Origin of the sequence: Mesorhizobium sp. WSM4313 (genome assembly GCF_002294725.1) — a bacterium.
Taxonomy (GTDB): Bacteria; Pseudomonadota; Alphaproteobacteria; order Rhizobiales; family Rhizobiaceae; genus Mesorhizobium.
Map to the genome: position 1 here is coordinate 46,771 of NZ_NSFT01000013.1, position 15,377 is coordinate 62,147.

The 15,377-nt window shown below is 63.8% G+C and carries 14 protein-coding genes and 1 pseudogene; 4 read left to right on the forward strand and 11 right to left on the reverse strand.

Annotation, left to right across the window (positions count from 1 at the left end; genetic code table 11):
* Positions 1–2: 2 nt before the first annotated feature.
* Positions 3–1,988 (reverse strand): conjugal transfer protein TraG, encoded by a 1,986-nt coding sequence (locus CK219_RS23855; protein ID WP_095769084.1) that lies wholly within the window; start codon positions 1,986–1,988, stop codon positions 3–5.
* A gap of 283 nt (positions 1,989–2,271) precedes the next feature.
* On the opposite strand from CK219_RS23855, the gene CK219_RS23860 reads away from it, so the two are divergent.
* Together CK219_RS23860 and CK219_RS23865 are read left to right on the forward strand one after the other, a co-directional pair.
* Complete coding sequence (locus tag CK219_RS23860) at positions 2,272–2,526, forward strand: helix-turn-helix transcriptional regulator (protein ID WP_095769085.1); 255 nt, start codon at positions 2,272–2,274, stop codon at positions 2,524–2,526.
* Positions 2,526–3,836 (forward strand): type II toxin-antitoxin system HipA family toxin, encoded by a 1,311-nt coding sequence (locus CK219_RS23865; protein WP_095769086.1) that lies wholly within the window; start codon positions 2,526–2,528, stop codon positions 3,834–3,836. Before CK219_RS23860 ends, CK219_RS23865 begins: the two co-directional genes overlap by 1 nt.
* Positions 3,837–4,224: 388 nt before the next feature.
* Here CK219_RS23865 and CK219_RS23870 read toward each other — a convergent pair whose 3' ends face one another.
* The 9 genes from CK219_RS23870 to CK219_RS31405 form a co-directional block, all read right to left on the reverse strand.
* Positions 4,225–5,961, reverse strand: a complete 1,737-nt coding sequence (locus tag CK219_RS23870; protein ID WP_095769163.1) for a VirD2 family relaxase/mobilization nuclease — start codon at positions 5,959–5,961, stop codon at positions 4,225–4,227.
* 243 nt (positions 5,962–6,204) lie between these two features.
* The gene (locus CK219_RS23875; protein WP_245340607.1) at positions 6,205–6,867 is read right to left on the reverse strand and encodes a lytic transglycosylase domain-containing protein; all 663 of its coding nucleotides are present in this window, start codon (positions 6,865–6,867) and stop codon (positions 6,205–6,207) included.
* Positions 6,868–6,977: 110 nt separating this feature from the next.
* Positions 6,978–7,307 (reverse strand): DUF736 family protein, encoded by a 330-nt coding sequence (locus CK219_RS23880; protein ID WP_095769088.1) that lies wholly within the window; start codon positions 7,305–7,307, stop codon positions 6,978–6,980.
* Between the two features lie 36 nt (positions 7,308–7,343).
* Positions 7,344–7,889 carry a S26 family signal peptidase gene (locus CK219_RS23885; protein ID WP_095769089.1) on the reverse strand — a complete coding sequence of 182 codons (546 nt, stop codon included), beginning with the start codon at positions 7,887–7,889 and terminating at the stop codon, positions 7,344–7,346.
* Positions 7,886–8,377, reverse strand: a complete 492-nt coding sequence (locus CK219_RS23890) for a DUF2840 domain-containing protein (RefSeq protein ID WP_095769090.1) — start codon at positions 8,375–8,377, stop codon at positions 7,886–7,888. The genes CK219_RS23885 and CK219_RS23890 overlap by 4 nt, the downstream gene beginning before the upstream one ends.
* A complete protein-coding gene (locus CK219_RS23895; RefSeq protein ID WP_095769091.1) occupies positions 8,374–9,429 on the reverse strand; it encodes a replication initiator protein A in 1,056 nt (351 codons plus the stop codon). The genes CK219_RS23890 and CK219_RS23895 overlap by 4 nt, the downstream gene beginning before the upstream one ends.
* A gap of 17 nt (positions 9,430–9,446) precedes the next feature.
* Positions 9,447–9,728 carry a helix-turn-helix domain-containing protein gene (locus CK219_RS23900; protein WP_095769092.1) on the reverse strand — a complete coding sequence of 94 codons (282 nt, stop codon included), beginning with the start codon at positions 9,726–9,728 and terminating at the stop codon, positions 9,447–9,449.
* A gap of 288 nt (positions 9,729–10,016) precedes the next feature.
* A complete protein-coding gene (locus CK219_RS23905) occupies positions 10,017–10,343 on the reverse strand; it encodes a DUF736 domain-containing protein (protein WP_176477128.1) in 327 nt (108 codons plus the stop codon).
* Positions 10,344–10,345: 2 nt separating this feature from the next.
* Entirely contained in the window at positions 10,346–10,714 is a 369-nt protein-coding gene (locus CK219_RS31405) for a hypothetical protein (protein WP_141245400.1), read from the reverse strand.
* Between the two features lie 353 nt (positions 10,715–11,067).
* On the opposite strand from CK219_RS31405, the pseudogene CK219_RS23915 reads away from it, so the two are divergent.
* Positions 11,068–11,921: pseudogene (locus CK219_RS23915) on the forward strand (alpha/beta hydrolase).
* A gap of 221 nt (positions 11,922–12,142) precedes the next feature.
* Positions 12,143–14,170 (forward strand): AI-2E family transporter, encoded by a 2,028-nt coding sequence (locus CK219_RS23920; protein WP_095769165.1) that lies wholly within the window; start codon positions 12,143–12,145, stop codon positions 14,168–14,170.
* A 317-nt stretch (positions 14,171–14,487) separates the two neighbouring features.
* Here CK219_RS23920 and CK219_RS23925 read toward each other — a convergent pair whose 3' ends face one another.
* On the reverse strand, positions 14,488–15,366 hold the full coding sequence (locus CK219_RS23925; protein ID WP_095769094.1) for an NAD(P)-dependent oxidoreductase: 879 nt from the start codon (positions 15,364–15,366) through the stop codon (positions 14,488–14,490).
* Positions 15,367–15,377 lie beyond the last annotated feature (11 nt).

Genomic DNA, 15,377 nt, shown 5'->3' on the forward strand with positions numbered 1-15,377 from the left:
CTTCACAGCTCCATGTCGTCGTCCGGGTCGAGCGCGATCTGGCGCGCCACGCCCCGAACAAGGCGAGCCATCCGGCCGCTGTTCGCGGCAAGATCATCCGTCTCCTCAGGCGCTTCGATCTCGAATTCGTTGACGGGCGCCAGCTCCGCCGCAGCTGGGAGAAGCGGATCGAGCTCGGGCTGACGTCGCAATTCGGACTCTGTCGATCCCTCCGGGACCTTCGCCCCCGCGCTCGCGGCTGCCATACCCGGTGGCGGAGCCGGCAACGGAAGCGCGGTCCAATCGTCACGCGCCGCCTCGGTTCGAGCCGTGACAGCCGGTGGCGGCATGATGCGCTCCCGCAACCGCGGGTCTTCGAAATAGCGCGCCTTCTTCGCCCGGATCGGCGGCGTCCCCGCCAGCATGACGATCTCGTCGCCTGCCGGCAGTTGCATGATCTCGCCGGGTGTCAGCAATGGCCGCGCCGTCTCCGAGCGCGAGACCATGAGATGACCGAGCCATGGCGAGAGCCGGTGACCGGCATAGTTCTTCATCGCCTTCAGCTCGGTTGCCGTACCAAGGGCGTCCGAGACGCGCTTGGCGGTGCGCTCGTCATTGGTCGCGAAGCTGACGCGTACATGACAGTTGTCCAGAATGGAGTTGTTCGGGCCGTAGGCCTTCTCGATCTGGTTGAGGGACTGCGCGATCAGGAAGCTTTTCAACCCATAGCCGGCCATGAAAGCGAGCGCAGATTCGAAGAAGTCGAGCCGTCCGAGCGCCGGGAACTCGTCCAGCATCAGAAGCAATCGATGCCGATCCGCCCTCGCCTGCAGATCCTCGGTCAGACGGCGGCCGATCTGGTTGAGGATGAGACGGATCAGCGGCTTGGTGCGGCTGATGTCGGAGGGTGGAACGACGAGATAGAGCGTCGCCGGACGAGGATCGGCGACCAGGTCGGCGATGCGCCAGCCGCATGCGCGCGTCACCTCCGCCACCACCGGATCGCGATAGAGCCCAAGGAAGGACATGGCGGTCGAGAGCACGCCGGAGCGTTCATTGTCGGACTTGTTCAACAACTCACGGGCTGCGCTGGCGATGACCGGGTGCGGACCACCCTCCCCAAGATGCGGAGTCGTCATCATCGCGGCCAAGGTCGATTCGATCGGCCGCTTCGGATCGGACAGGAAGGCGGCGACGCCGGCAAGCGTCTTGTCCGGTCCGGCATAGAGCACATGCAGGATCGCGCCGACCAGGAGCGCGTGGCTCGTCTTTTCCCAATGGTTGCGCCGTTCGAGCGAGCCCTCGGGGTCGACTAGGATGTCGGCGATGTTTTGCACATCGCGGACTTCCCATTCGCCCCTGCGAACCTCGAGCAAAGGATTGTATGCGTCCGATCTTGCATTGGTCGGATCAAACAGCAGAACCCGGCCGTGGCGGGCGCGGAAGCCGGCGGTCAGACCCCAGTTCTCGCCCTTGATGTCATGGACGATCGCCGAGCCAGGCCAGGTCAGCAGCGACGGCACAACAAGCCCGACACCCTTTCCCGAACGAGTCGGCGCAAAGCAAAGCACATGCTCGGGCCCGTCGTGGCGCAGATAATGAGTTCCATAGCGCCCCAGCACCACGCCGTCGGGGGCAAGCAGGCCTGCCGCCTGCACCTCGCTTCTTTCGGCCCAGCGCGCGGAGCCATAGGTCGCGACCTCCCTCGCCTCGCGGGCACGCCACAGCGACATGCCGATCGCTACGGCGATCGCGATGAAGCCGCCCGAGGCGGCAATCAGACCGCCGCGCGCGAAGATGGCTGGTGCGTAGGCGTCGTAGAAATACCACCACCAGAAGATGGCGGGCGGATAATAGACTGGCATGCCGCCAATGACGAACCAAGGCGCTCCCAGCCGTTCCTGATAGCCCAGCTGCCAGGCCGACCATTGCGTCGAGGCCCAGATCGCGAGGAGCACGATCAGGAAGACAACGACAATCTGGCCCCAAAGGACTTTCGTTCCCGACATTCGCTTCTCCTTGTGGCGAGAGGTCAGCAAGGTTGGCGCGAGATTCAACAGCGGGCTCACGCCGATCGCGTCGCGTCGTACTGTCGGCAAGGAAGACAGGGTATCGGCAAGCCCAAGAGCCCGGGGCGCGAGCGAGGGCGCCGTCCTCCTGGATTGCGCATTTGAGCAGCAAACATCATACGCGATTGGGCCCTATACGCAGTTGCGTATACGGTAGATTTATACGCGATCACGTATATTGCCAAGTCATACGCGATCGCGTATATATGCTCAGGAGACTATCATGACCGACCAGATCGCTCGCAACGAAAAGCAACTTGGCGCCATTCTGCGTCGGGCCCGCAGGCAAGCCGATCTCACGCAAGAGACGCTTGGCAGCCGGATCCACCTGCGTCAGGCGACCGTGTCCCGCCTTGAAGCCGGCGAGCCGGCAGTGCAGCTCAGTACGTTGATGGCTGCACTCTCCGCCCTCGACCTTGAACTTGTCGTTCGCCCGCGCAGCAAAAGCAGCGCGACCGAGATCGCGGACCTGTTCTGATGGCGCGGCGACCGGCTCACACGCCGCTCAATGTCTTCGTGAACGGTCGGCTGGTGGGCGTGCTGCGCAGGCAATCCAGCGGCGCCGTGGACTTTCAATATGCCCGCGAATGGCTGGACTGGCACGGCACCTTCCCCGTTTCGCTTTCGCTTCCCTTGCGGGAGGACCGCTATATCGGCGCGCCTGTAGTCAATGTCTTCGACAATCTGCTTCCGGACAATGACGCGATCCGCAAGCGTATTGCCGAACGCGTCGGGGCGGATGGCACCGACGCCTACAGCATGCTTGCCGCTCTCGGCCATGACTGCGTCGGCGCATTGCAATTCCTGCCTGATGACGCCGATCCCGGCAGTCCTGGTAGCAGCGATGGCAAGCCGGTCAGCAAAAAGGATATCGCCAGGGTGATCGCAAACCTGGCTGTCGCCCCGCTTGGCCTCGGCGAGGATGAGGATTTCCGCATCTCGATCGCCGGCGCCCAGGAAAAGACGGCGCTGCTACGCAAGGACGGACGCTGGTACAAGCCGGTTGGCACGGCGGCGACCACCCACATCCTGAAACCGCAGATCGGCAGGTTGCCGAATGGCATCGATCTCTCCAACAGCGTTGAGAACGAATATCTGTGCCTTAAGCTGATCGATGCTTTCGGCGTTCCCGCCGCCAAAACTGAGATCGCCGACTTCGGGGAGCGCCGTACGCTGATCGTCGAGCGGTTCGACCGGTTGTGGGCCAGGGACGGCCGTCTCATGCGCCTTCCACAAGAAGATATGTGTCAAGCACTGTCAGTCCCGCCGACACGCAAGTACCAGTCAGAGGGCGGTCCCGGCATGCCGTCGATCATCGAGCTTCTTAAGGGCAGTGACAGGCCCGAAGACGACGTCTCCCTGTTTTTGCGTGCTTGCATAATATTCTGGCTCATTGGCGCGACCGACGGCCACGCCAAGAACTTCAGCATTTTTCTCGGGGCCGGCGGGCGGTTTCGGATGACGCCGCTCTACGACGTGCTGACCGCGCAGCCCAGCCTTGATGCTGGACAGATCCCCCGCAAGAAATTCAAGCTGGCGATGTCTGCCGGCAAGAGCCGGCATTATTCCATACATGAAATTGTGCCCCGCCATTTCATGCAGACCGCCGACGTTTCCGGCGTGGGGACCTCCCTGATGCGCAAGGTCCTCGAAGACATCTGCGAAAATGCCGAGAGGCGGACCGAGGCCGTGATTTCTTCGCTGCCACGTCACTTTCCCGCGCAGCTCGTCGAGTCGGTCAGATCGGCGATAATCAGGCGCGCGACAATCCTCGCCGAGACACGCTGATCAAGCCCGGACGGCGGCCGGACAAGAATTCAGGGCCACCCAACCTGGACATTCGATATCGACATCCCCTGCTGCCCCTTCTCGGTACACCGGATCGTATCTTCCGAAATCTCTTGGCCAGCTTCGCCCCCTTTTCGCCAGGCTGTCCCGCGCGGTGACGAAGGCCTTTAGGTTCGCCGGTCCCCCGCCCGGCTCGGGCGTGCAGGCGCATAGTTGGACGGGCAGGCCGGCGCGACCGACCAGCGCGGCCCGAGGTGCCGCCGAACGCCAAGTCTCCTGCCGCGATTGTGTCGCCGTCCAAGTCGTCAGCACCACGGCTCAGGAAAACCGTGAGATCTGCTCCCAAAGAATTTTCGCGGCCGACATGGCAGGATCATTCGTTCAGCTGCTAGAGACCTAGCCCGCGCTTGCGGGCAAAGCTCCAACCGACACCGCCGTCGCCGCGAGTGCTGCCGCTGACACGCTGGCCAAGGTGCTTTTCGAGCGAAGGCGTCCAGGGCACGAGCTGAAAGCCGAGGCCATCGTCGATCATCGCGAAACGGCCAGACGCAAGCGCAAAGCGCTGGCTGTAAGTTCCGGACACCAATTCGCCACTTGCCGCACGGTTGAACGAGCGGCCGGTCTGGGTCGCGATCCAGCCGCCCAGCGCATCGAGTTCCTTTCGGCGCAGGGTGTCGATCAAGTTGCCGGCAAAGACGGTCCCGCCCGGCTGCCGCTCAGCCAGCCCCAGTCCGATCAGATGCTCGACGCGCCGATCAAGCGCCTGGCGCACCTCGGCGCCGAAGCCGCCATCGGAAAGAGCCGCAGGACGGGCAAGCGCCTGCCGGTCGAGCCAGGTCGCCCCCTCCGCAACCACCTGTCTGTCGATGTCGAGGTCGGAGCGCACGGCAAGCGCCAGCCGCCGCCGACCCTGAGCGTCCTCGAATGTGCGCAGTTCGACGATTGCGCCCGGCGCACCATCGCCCGCCGCCTCGAGATCGGCGAGCCGGACGTGATGACACCGGCCGTCGACGCCATCGATGACCGCATAGGCACTGCCGCTCAGTTCGTCATCCAGTCCGCGCTCGATCAGACGGCCGCTAATCGTCTCGCCGATGCTTTCTGCGGCCAGCACATAGCTGGCGCTCGCGCGTTCGATGTCGCGGGCCGAGAATGCGCGATGCATGCGTTTGATGATATCGGCGCGCTCACCCATCTGGCGCAGCGTCGCCTCGGCTCTGCCGCTGACGATCCATTGGCCAGGACCGAGTTGCTCGGCGAGGCCAAGCGTTTCCAGCCTGTGCAGCCGCCCGATCTTTGGCGCGATGAATTCGTCAGGCTGGCGATCGGCACGGGGCGCGAGATCGATGATGCCGTCCTCGCCTGCGTCGCGGAGCAACTGGCGGTCCAGCCCGGTCCACCGCTCGGCCTCGACCTGGCGCTCGACATGCCGGCGGATCTCAAGATCCGAGCGGGGGCCAAGCTCCTGCGTGACGAGCTCGCTGGCGCGATCGCGCATGCCGCGGCTGATGTAGTCGCGCGAGATCACCAGGTCCTGGCCGTCGTCGGCCCGGCCACGCAGGATGACGTGGACATGCGGATTGTCGGTGTTCCAATGATCGACCGCGATCCAGTCGAGTGACGTGCCGAGATCCTTCTGCATGCGACCCATGAGATCACGGGTGAAGGATTTCAGGTCGGCCAACTCTGCGGCATCCTCGGGAGAGACGATGAAGCGGAAATGATGCCGGTCGTCCTTGCAGCGATCTATGAAATCCGTGGTCGACGCATCGTCGACCTCCGGTCCGAACATGCGGGCTCTCGCGTCGTCGCGTGTGACCCCCTCGCGGCGCAGATAGTTGAGGTGGGTCGCCAGCGGCGCGGTACGTTTCGAATGGCGAACCACGCGGGTCTTGATCGTGGCTAGGCGGGAGCGGCCGGTGAGGAAGCGATTGGCTTGAAGGCTCGCTGCCCTGCCGCGTCCGAACTGCCGGCGGCTGCCTGTCTCTATCCGGCCTGCGCGCGACACGCCGCCGCCAGCCTTTTGCGCTGCCGCAAGCGCCTGGGCGATGAAGGGCCGCGACGATTGGGCTCGCGTCGAGCGAATGCGGCCCGGGCGGATGCGGAACTCGTGCTCATCAGACACGGCGCCCGCCCTCACCTTGCCATAAATACAGCAAATACAATGATTTGCCTGTTCCCAGCACATTGCGCTGAGGCGCTGCAATGTGCGGGAAGCGGCAAAATACCCAGCAAATACAACCAACCGACCGCAGCACAATGTGCGCCCTTTTATCTTGCCATCCTTCGGTTGTTGCCCCGTGGCCTATGCGCCTCAAAGCCTGCGACGTCCAAAGAGGGGCCGGCGCGCGAGCTGACGGACACTTCGTCATCGCTGCGGTATCCGTAGGTCCGACCCAGTGAACAGTTGCCGCGGCTGCGGACCGGCCACGAAAAGTTCGCGCGCCAACGGTGACGATGAGACCGCGTCAGAAGCGTGTTCTCCGGACGAACGACTGGAATCGGCCAGGGACCTGGACCGCACTATGAACAGCGGCGCGGCCTTCCACGTGACGTTCTTGTCATGGCTGGTGGTGAGCGTGCCGGGCGCATCACCGCCGCCCGATAAAGGGCGAAGCTTCGCAACATAAGCGCGGGTTTCGGCCGGCAGCGGGCGGCCCCTCAAGGACGCTTCGTAGCGCTCCGGCCCCGCATTGTAGGCGGCGAGAAAACCCGGTGAACCGTATCGATCATAGAGCTCGCGAAGATAGGCGGTGCCGGCAAGGATGTTGTCGTGCGGATCAAAGGGGTCGCGGCCGAGTTGATGACGAAGGCGCAGCTCGGCCCAGGTTTGGGGCATGATCTGCATCAGACCCACTGCACCCTTTCGCGATACTGCGCGTGGGTCGCGAGCGCTCTCGAGGTGCATGACCGCGCGTATCCAGCGCTGAGGAATGCGAAAACGATGCGACGCCTCGGCGATATGGGTGGCATATGGATCGTCCGCAGGCATGCGTGGCCCCGGGGCGCTCTGTGCGACGGCCTCCGTCATCGAGTGACAAAAAATCAGCATGCCAGCGACAAGCCGACGTGCTTGCCTCCGACCAGGCAACCAACTGACGGGGCGGCTTTCGTGCGGATATTTCGGCGCCGGTCGCCCACTCATCGAGCACCCTCCGGCCGCCATTTCGGCCGGATCCAGCGCAGCGACCAGGAACCGTCATCCAATCGGAAGAGACCGGCGCGAACGCGTCGACCAAACAGCGGATCCTCCAGTCGACAAGACAGATAGTCGCCAGCCGTCTGCCCGGTTTCCTTCCAGGCCGCGCCGACCTCCGGTCCGCTGCCATCGCCGATGTGGATGCGAAAATCCGGCGCATTGCCGTTGGACGTCCTGATCGGGACAAGCACCAGCTCGACGTCCACCAGCAGTGTTCGAATGCGTCCGGAGTAACCGGATTCTGTTTCCTGGAAGACGCCGATCTCGGCCATGGATTATCTCCTTGCTGTTGTTGGATGTGCTGAATTTCAGTTCGCGGGAGCGAGCCAGGTGTAGTGGCCATCGCCCCTCTCGTCGGTCCAAAGCGGCATTGCGCGTCCAACGATCGAGCTCGCCGGGAACGGGCCGAAGTAACGGCCGTCGAGACTGTCCTGGACACCCCGGTTCATGACGAAGATTTCGGCGGCGGCGATGGTGCGGCAGCCCTGCCAGTCAGGCAGCGCGCGTCCCTTGCGGTCGCGCTCCCGCGCGGTGCCCATTGCAGTCCCGTCGACGATGATGGCGCGGCCGACGCGACAAACGTCCTGTCCGGGAAGCCCCTTGATGTGCTTCAGCATCGGCACGCCAAGCGGAAGGTAGCCGCGCTCGGCGGCGAATCGAGCGACGGTCTCTGGCGGTTGGACGACGGCGAGCGCGCCAGCCGCCGGAACGGCCATTTTCCGGATCGCATAGAGGCCGAGGGGTGCGCTGGCCGATGCATTCCATAGCAGCAGCGGCGGCATGTCCACGAAAGCGGGAGCGATCGTCGCGGCGACGGCTACCAGCGCCACGGCCATGCAAGCGGCGCGGCTCATGAGGTCGCCCGCTTACGCAACAGAAACGCCCGGTGCTGCTCGAGCGAATAGGCGCGAGGCGTTCCGCCGGCAATCAGACGGTTGTGCGTCTGACGCCAATAGTCAGGGGCGGCCTCGAACGGATCGAGGCCGATCGCCTCGATCGCATCGATCAGCTTGAGAACCCGCTCAACCTTGTCCCAGCTTGCGATCTTGAGCAGGATCTCGGCGCCTGGCCGGATATAAGGCAGCGTCTGAAAAGGTTCAGCGGGCAAGACGGCGCGCACGATGTCGATGCGCGAAACGACAGTGCCAAAGTCATTCGCCGCCCAGCGGACGAACGCAAAGACACTGCCGGGCGCAAATCCGACGACGCGGCGCCGCTTGTCGAGGATCGTTTCATGCGCAGGGCGTCCGAAGCGGATGCGATGCTCGATCCGCTTCTCGATCCAGATCAGTTCGACCGTGGTGAGGCCGCCGCGCGCCGTCGATTGAGGAGACGGCGTCATATGCCGTCTCCCTCGCGCCGCCCAACGCACCTCCGCTTCTGCTCCCCGCCGCCAGTCCGCGGCTTCTCCGCAAGACTGTTAGATTGGGAGTTAGACTCTAAGTTAGGAGCGCGATTTCCCGTTTCGAGCCCGTCCCTTAGGCGCGACCGCGGTTCCCGAAAGCACGAGGATGCGGTTCCCGATGGCACGATGGTTCGGGTTCCCGATGGCACGACGCTGTCCACAGGCCTCGGCGCGGGTTCGAAAGCCAGCAGCACACGGCCGCTGGCGTCCACCTCCGTGAACAGAAGGTACCCGGGAAGCGGTTGGCGCCGCACGATGTCACGCAGCTCGAAGGCGAAGCGCTTGAGCGGCGAGAGGCTGCCGGACTTACGATGCAGATGGCTGATGTCGAAACGCCAGCCGGCGCGCTGGCGCCCGCCATGCTTGCGCACCAGCCGATAGAGCCAGCGCTCCAGGCCGCCCGTCAGCCCGAAATAGGCTCGGTCGATAGTTAGGATCAGGGCGTCGTCCATGACGGCGCGATAGAACCAATCCGGCAGGATCAATTCGACGCCGAGCGGGCGGCCGTTTCGACCGCAGCGCTCCTGCCATTCATTGATCCACGAGAAACGATGGCGCCTGCCCTCCGCGGGTTGGCGGATGGAGGTGACGACGCTTGTCGACTGCAGGCGATCGAGCGCCGCCTTGAGGCGCAGGTAGTCTCGCTTCGAGACACCGCGGCCGATGAAGGAAAGCATTTCGTATGGCGTCGCGGCCATCAGGCGGGATGTGCGCAATCCGGCGTCCCGCGCGCTGACGATCTGGCTCGCGGCCCAGATCAGGATATCGGCATCCCAGATCGTCGCCATGCCGTGATCGGGCATCGCTTCGACACGGATCGCCACATCGCCGGCGCGAAAGTCGATCGGCGCGATGCGCCTGGATTTGGCGAGGGAGAAGAAGGGATAGGCCATGAGGTCCTGCGCATCGCGTGGCGCGACGACGCCCGGCAGCGCCTGGAACAGGTCGAGCTGTTCGCGCTCCAATGGTGGGCGTGGTCGTGCCGACATTGGGGAGATCAGCGAGCTCAGCGCCTTTCGCGCCCGGCATAGGGGATCAGGCGGGCGGCCTGACGCTTGGCGGGCAGCACCGAGCCATGCGGATCGGATGTCGATGTCATCACGCCGCGCTGAACCCAGAGCTGGAGGTCGTCGACGGCGTAGACGACGCGGCCGCCGAGCTTGCGATAGGCAGGCCCGGTGCCGTAGGTGCGATGTTTCTCAAGCGTACGCGCCGATAAACTGAGGAAATGCGCGGCTTCAGAAGTGCGCAGGTAGCGCGGCGGCAATGGCGCGGCGTCGGCGTTCATGAGGTGTCTCCTTCCGGCCGTTGCGGTTGAACGGCGATCGATGGCCAGGATGGAGGAGCAAGGGCACCATGATCAGGTGCGCAATTGAGCGGCGCTATTTCGCACCGGCCGTCGGGAGTGGCGCAGGCGCGTGCATCGATGGGCGTAGCCGCGCTCGAGCATTTCGGGCCATCTCGTATCGGGCAACGCATCCTGTAACAGGAACCCGGTCGGATAGACCGGCGGCGCGGAAGCCTTTCGCGCCATCAAAGGACGCCTCGCCCGGTCCCGGGCGAGGCGTCTGCCGATTCACTCGCTGTTGCGGCGGTTGGGGCGGGACCAGATGAGGCTGTGGCCCTCGCCTTCCTCATCGGCGAAGAGGTTGGCGTAGATCGGAGCGGTGAAGCTCGGATCGTCGAGCTTGAGCCCGAGATAGTCCCGCCCCTCGTTGGAGCGCTTGGACCAGGCGGCGCCGATCTCGGCCTTGCCGACCACGACGCGGTGGCTTGGTGCGTTCTCGCCGCTGGCCCGGGTATCGGGGACGATGCGCACGCCTTTGGCCTGGACGCTGAGGGTGACGATCTCGCCGGTGAACTCGTTCGCATTGGTCTTCTTGAAGGTGCCGATGGTAGCCATTTTCAGTCTCCGTTCTCGTTTCCGAGCCCGCACCATGCGGCCTCGATGGCGATCGTGAGGCCGAAGGCGACCGCTGCCGCATCGCTTGCGACCGCAGCAAAGCGCAGGATGGCGCAGGCGCGCGTTTCTTGGTTGCGCGAGGAATGGGCTTCGCCCAGGGGAAGAAACTCGCGACGCGCCATTGCGGCATAGGCGGGTCGAGGCGTCAGCCGTCCTTCGGCCAGATCAGCCCGTTCGAGAGGTCGTGGTGCGCTCTGTGAAATGACGCAGGAGCGGCAACGAAGGCACCGGCTGTCGATAGAGATGAAGCGAAGAGTTAACGTCGACGTATCCACAACAACGGCGCGACGCGCTGTATCAAGGGCCTGCATCGTTTAGTCGGGCATAGCGTCCGGTCACCACCCCTTACTTGAGTTGATCCTCGGCTGAAGCGCTCGCCGAGACGTGCCGATCCACTTGCAGTGTCATGTCAATGCGTTGCGCTCACAAAGCGCAAGCCCAGCGATATAGCCAAGTCCAAGGGAGACCGACGGCGCGCGCCATTGAGGTCACGTTAACGGTCTGACTACCGAGCGGTTGGCGAGTACCCGCACCGCGGGAGCGGTCGTTGCCTGTAGGGGACGCCGAAACCTCGATTGCGATCGTTCTCGACGTTTCTGTTCGTCGTGAACTTTCACCTGGCTGGGGAGTTGCTCGATCTCACCGTTCGTGGGCCGGGAATGCCATGTTCGAAAATTTTGTACTCGAGATGATCGAGACGCAAGGCGGAAGGATCAGAGTTCGCCACGGCGGAAACGGTCCTGCGCTTCTCCTCATCCACGGTCCTCCGCGTTGCCATACGACCTGGGCAAAGGTTGCTGACTTACTTGCGGAAGAATTCACAATTGTTTGTCCCGACCTTCCGGGCTTCGGTCGATCATTCATACCTCCGGACGATCCCGACAGCACTTTCTCTTCAAAACGCGTCAAGGCTTCGGCACTGTTGGAGATCATGGGGAAACTGGGACACCACACCTTCTCCGTGGCGGGCCATGATCGCGGAAGCTTAGTCGCGTTCCGATTGGCGATGGACCACCCTGAGAGGGTCTCCAAGCTGATCACCGTGGACGGATTGCCAGTTATAGAACATCTCGAACGCGCCGACTGGGAATTTGCCCGTGATTGGTATCATTGGTTTTTTGTGCCCAGCCAGATAAACCCGAACGAGCTATCTTGGCTGATCCTATGGCTTGGTACGCTTCCCTATTGCCAGGCACCATGGACGCCGATGCGTATGAGGAGCTGGTTTCACTTATCCATGACCCCGCTGTTGTCCATGGCATGGTTGAAGATTACCGGGCAGGCATCCGGATCGACCATCTTCATGACCGCGAGGATCGAGACGCGGGTCGAAAGGTGCGCTGCCCAATGCTCTGCCTCTGGTCGACCGATGACGATCTGGAGCGGATCTATGGAACTCCTGTCGCGATTTGGAATGACTGGGCCGAGGATGTAAGCGGGTATGGGCTCAAGAGTGGCCATCACGTGGCGGAAGAAAATCCGACTGGTCTCGCAGCAGCGCTCAAGGCGTTCCTCTAAAGACCTTCCACCTAATGACGTCAGATGTCCGCTTTGGGGAGATGCGGAATCACCTCAGCGTCTGCAGGCCGACGCGCCGGGCCCCTGATCCGAAAAATTGCTTCCTCCGCATAAAAACATGTCCCAAGCTATTTATTAGCGCATCTGCAACCGACCGCGCCACGGCGCGTTGCACGCGGCGAATACCTCGGATCATTGCCAGGCAGTGTGGAGGCTCGATGATGGCGGCCAATCGTCGTAATGGAGTGTCGGAGCCGAGGCTGGCGAGCCTGCTCGCCGCTTCCAGAGGCCATCCGCGCACGGTGCTGCCGACAGTGGCGAGCGTCGTCACCACTGTCGCCGCGCTTTATTTCGGGCGCGAGGTGTTTCTGCCGATCGCGGTCGCGCTGCTCTTGACCTTCGCCATCGCGCCGGTCGTGTCCTGGCTGAAGCGCGCGGGCGTCCCGCGCATCGCGGCCGTCATCACCTGTGTGGTGGGGGCCTTTGCCGCGCTGTCGCTGTTCTCCTTCATCGTCGCCACCCAGGTCAGCGATCTCGCGCAGAACATCCCAGTCTACCAGATCAACATCCTGACCAAGGTACGCGCTTTGAAGGAAAACGGCCTCGGCGGGGGCATCGTCTCGCGCCTCAGTGGCGTCATCGAACGCGTCGGCCAAGAGATCGACCGCCAGGAACCGCAGCTGCCTTCGGCCGCCCAAGCGCCGAAGCGCAATCCGATTCCGGTCGAGGTCGTCGCGCATGAAAGGCCACTCGAAGTGCTGCAGAACCTGATTGGGCCGCTGATCAGTCCACTGGCTTCCGCCGGCCTGGTGATCATCGTCGTCATCTTCATGCTGATGGAGAGGGAGGATTTGCGCGACCGCTTCATCCGCCTCGTCGGCTATGGCGATCTCCATCGCACCACGCAGGCCCTGCAGGATGCCGGCAAGCGCGTCGGCCAGTATCTGCTGATGCAGTTGGTGGTGAACACCGTCTACGCCGTGCCCATCACCGTCGGGCTATGGGTGCTTGGCATTCCCAACGCGCTGCTCTGGGGCCTCCTGGCGCTCGCGCTGCGCTTCGTGCCGTATATTGGGCCGATCGTCGGCGCGCTGCTGCCGCTGTTCCTGGCGCTGGCGGTCGCGCCCGGCTGGTCGCTACTTTTGTGGACTGCCGCGCTTTTCATCGTCGTGGAGCTCATCACCGGCAACGTCATCGAGCCGTGGCTCTATGGCTCGCACACCGGCCTGTCGCCTTTGGCAATCGTCGTGGCCGCGATCTTCTGGACCTGGCTGTGGGGGCCGATTGGTCTGGTGCTGTCGACGCCGCTCACAGTCTGCCTGGTGGTGCTCGGGCGGCATGTGCCGCAATTCGAGTTCCTCGACGTGCTGTTCGGTAACGAACCGGTGCTGGAGCCGCATGCTCGACTCTACCAGCGGCTGCTGGCCGGCGATCCCGATGAGGCGACCGACCATGCCGAGGAGATGCTTGAGGAAAAATATCTGTTCCAGTTCTATGATCAGGTCGCCATCCCCGCGCTTCTGCTTGGCGAGCAGGACCGGGGGCGCGGCGTCATGGATGACGAGCAGCGCAGGCAGGTTGCCGACAGCGCCAAGACGCTGGTCGCCAATCTCGACGACAGCGCCCAGGAGGAGGCTGAGGAGGAAGAGGCAGAGCAGGTGGCTGAGGCGCACGTGAAGTCAACAGACAAGAAGGCGCCGGAGAAGAAGGTGTTTGACAAGAAGGCTGCCGATAGCAAGCCTTCCGAGGAAGACGACGAGGAAGATATCGACCTGCCGGACGGCTCCGGCATAGCGGTTCTCTGCACCGGCGGGCGCGGCGAGCTCGACGATGCGGCCGCCGCAATGCTGGCGCAGGTGCTGGAAGTACAAGGCGCCTCGGTGTCGAACGCGAGCTTCGTAGACCTCGAACCTTCGGCTATCCGCCGCCTCGACCTGAAGGCCGCCGACGCCGTCCTCATCGGCTTCCTCAACCGCCAGTCCACCCAGCACGCGCGCTTTATGGTGCGCCGGCTGAAGCGCGTTGAACCGCAGCTGCGCGTCGGCATCGTATTCTGGTCGGAGGCCGGCAATGGCGATGGCAAGGCCGCGGCCGAGCTCGCCAGCACGCTCAACGCCGACTTCGTGGCCTTCGACATGGTCGGCGCCGTGACCGGCGCCCTATCCGACAAGCCGGCGGTCCCGCTCAAACCCACCCACCGCCGCCGCCAGCCGGTGCGCCGGAAGCAACTGCAGGCTGCCGCGGAGTAAGAGTGAGGCGTCTGCCCAGTCGGCATGACAGTGAGGAGAGAAAAGTCGCGGGGGCAACGCATCGGTGCGGATCTCTGATCAAAAGCCTCGCCAAAAAACGGCGTCTTTTTTGTTCTAGGTTGAGGTGTGACGCTTCTTGGCTGATTCACTCGACCTTGCCGATTCCGACACATAAGGCGGATCGTCCGATCCCCGGCACGACCCGAAACCTCTTCAAGCGAAGCGAACGAATGCATCAGCGCCGGCCGCTTTCCGCCGGCCCTTGCCTACTTGAGAGATATTGACTGACGGACATAGCCAATTGGCGGGTTTGGGGCCTATCGCGGGTTCATCCGTCGCAGTTCGATAATTGCCGCGCTGTGGTCGAGATCGCCGCCGCCCTTGTCGACGAGGCTGCGAAAAATCCGGTCGACCTCGGTAGCAACCGGGAGTGTCAGCCCGAGGGAGGCCGCGAGCGCTAGCGCCGTGCCGGTATCCTTGATCTGATATTTCGCCGGACCGCCGGGCACGAAATCGGCCTCGATCATGCGCTGCCCATGGTGGCGGAAGACGGCCGAGTCGGCAAAGCCGCCGAGCAGCGCCTCGTGCAGGCGCGCCGGGTCGGCGCCGCCTCGCTCCGCCAGCAGCAGCGCTTCGGCGACGGCGCAGATGTTGCTGGCGACGATCAGCTGGTTGGCAAGTTTTGCAAGGCTGCCGGCGCCAACCGAGCCGACATGCGTGACACGCCCGAGCGCGGCAAAGACCGGCTTCAACGCCTCCACGGTGTCGGCTTCACAGCCCGCCATGATGGCAAGCGTCCCTTCATCCGCGCCCTTCTCACCGCCGGAAACAGGAGCATCGACGTAGCGGATGCCCTTTTGCGTCGCCAGCTCCCCTTGCCTGCGCGCCGTCTCGACCGGGATCGAGCTCATCACCACGAGCGTCGACCCCGGCTGCATCGAATCTGTCAGGGCATTCGCGCCGAACAGCACCTCGTCGCAGACCGGCCCCGAGCTTAGCATCGCGACCACGACATCGGCATACCGTGCCGCCTCGGCGGCTTCGGCGACAACATTGAGGCCGAAGCGCTTGAGCGCTTCGGCCTTGCCGGGGCTGCGATTCCAGACCGTCACGGCAAAGCCGGCCTGCGCCAGCCGGCGGGCCATGTGGCCGCCCATGATGCCGGTCCCGATGAAGCCGATCCTGGTGACGCTCATTGCCGCAACCG